General features: G+C 70.1%; 1 protein-coding gene. It reads left to right on the top strand.

Annotated features, from left to right (window positions below):
* Nucleotides 1–21: 21 nt before the first annotated feature.
* Nucleotides 22–1,479: MFS transporter (locus ADK57_RS11925; protein WP_107091531.1), on the top strand; the 1,458-nt coding region annotated here is incomplete at its 3' end.

The following is a 1,479-nucleotide window of genomic DNA, read 5'->3' as shown; positions in this document are numbered from 1 at the left end:
GCCCCGATGGAGGCACTTGCCATGTCCGACGCCCTTGCCCGACCCCCCGTAGCGGGGACATCCGCCGCGCCGAGGTCGAACGCCGTCGTGGCGGTGCTGGCCTTCGCCGGAATCGTCGTCGCCCTCATGCAGACCCTGATCATCCCGATCGTCCCCGAACTGCCCAAGCTCCTGGACGCCTCGGCCTCGAACACCGCCTGGGCCGTCACCGCCACCCTGCTCGCCGCCGCCGTCGCCACCCCCGTCGTCGGCCGCCTCGGCGACATGTACGGCAAACGCCGCATGCTCCTGATCAGCATCATCCTGCTGATCGCCGGCTCCGTGGTCTGCGCACTCAGCGACTCCGTCATCCCCATGATCACCGGACGAGCCCTCCAGGGCCTGGCCGCCGGCGTCATCCCCCTCGGCATCAGCATCATGCGCGACATACTGCCCGCCGAACGCCTCGCCGGCTCCACCGCCATGATGAGCGCCTCCCTCGGCGTCGGCGGCGCCCTCGGCCTGCCCTCCGCCGCCTTCATCGCCGACAACTTCGACTGGCACATCCTCTTCTGGACCTCCGCCGCCCTCGGCGCCGCCGCCTTCCTCCTCGTCCTGCTGATCCTGCCCGAATCCACCGTCCGCGCCGGCGGCCGCTTCGACCTCACCGGCTCACTCGGCCTCTCAGCCGGCCTGCTCACCCTGCTCCTCGCCGTCTCCAAGGGCGGCGACTGGGGCTGGACCAGCGCCACCACCCTCGGCCTCGGCACCGCCTCCATCGCCATCCTCCTCACCTGGGGCCTGTACGAACTGCGCACCCCCCAGCCCCTGGTCGACCTGCGCACCACCGCCCGCCCCCAGGTCCTGTTCACCAACCTCGCCTCGATCGCCCTCGGCTTCTCCATGTTCGCCATGTCCCTGGTCCTGCCGCAGCTCCTCCAACTGCCCCAGACCACCGGCTACGGCCTCGGCAAGTCCATGCTCACCGTCGGCCTCGTCCTCGCCCCCCAGGGCCTGGTCATGATGGCCATGTCCGCCGTCTCCGCCGCCCTCACCAAAGCCAAGGGCCCCAAGGTCACCCTCATGACCGGCGCACTCATCGTCGCCACCGGCTACAGCCTCAACATCATCCTCATGTCCGAGGTCTGGCACCTCGTCCTGGTCTCCTGCATCATCGGCGGCGGCATCGGCTTCACCTACGGCGCCCTGCCCGCCCTCATCATGGGCGCCGTCGACCCCACCCAGACCGGCGCCGCCAACAGCCTCAACACCCTCATGCGCTCCCTGGGCACCAGCTTCGCCAGCGCCCTCGCCGGCGTCATCCTCGCCCAGATGACCACCGACTTCGGCGGCCACGCCCTCCCCTCCGAAAACGGCTTCAAAATCGTCATGGCCATCGGCGCCGGAGCAGCCCTCCTCGCCTTCCTCATCGCCACCCTCATCCCCAAGCCCCGCACCCCCCAGACCACACCCACCACCGACACCCCCACCGACACCACC

Origin of the sequence: Streptomyces sp. MMG1533 (assembly GCF_001279775.1) — a bacterium.
GTDB lineage: Bacteria > Actinomycetota > Actinomycetes > Streptomycetales > Streptomycetaceae > Streptomyces.
Note: the sequence above shows the minus strand (reverse complement) of the source record. Positions and strands in the feature narration are given on the sequence as shown.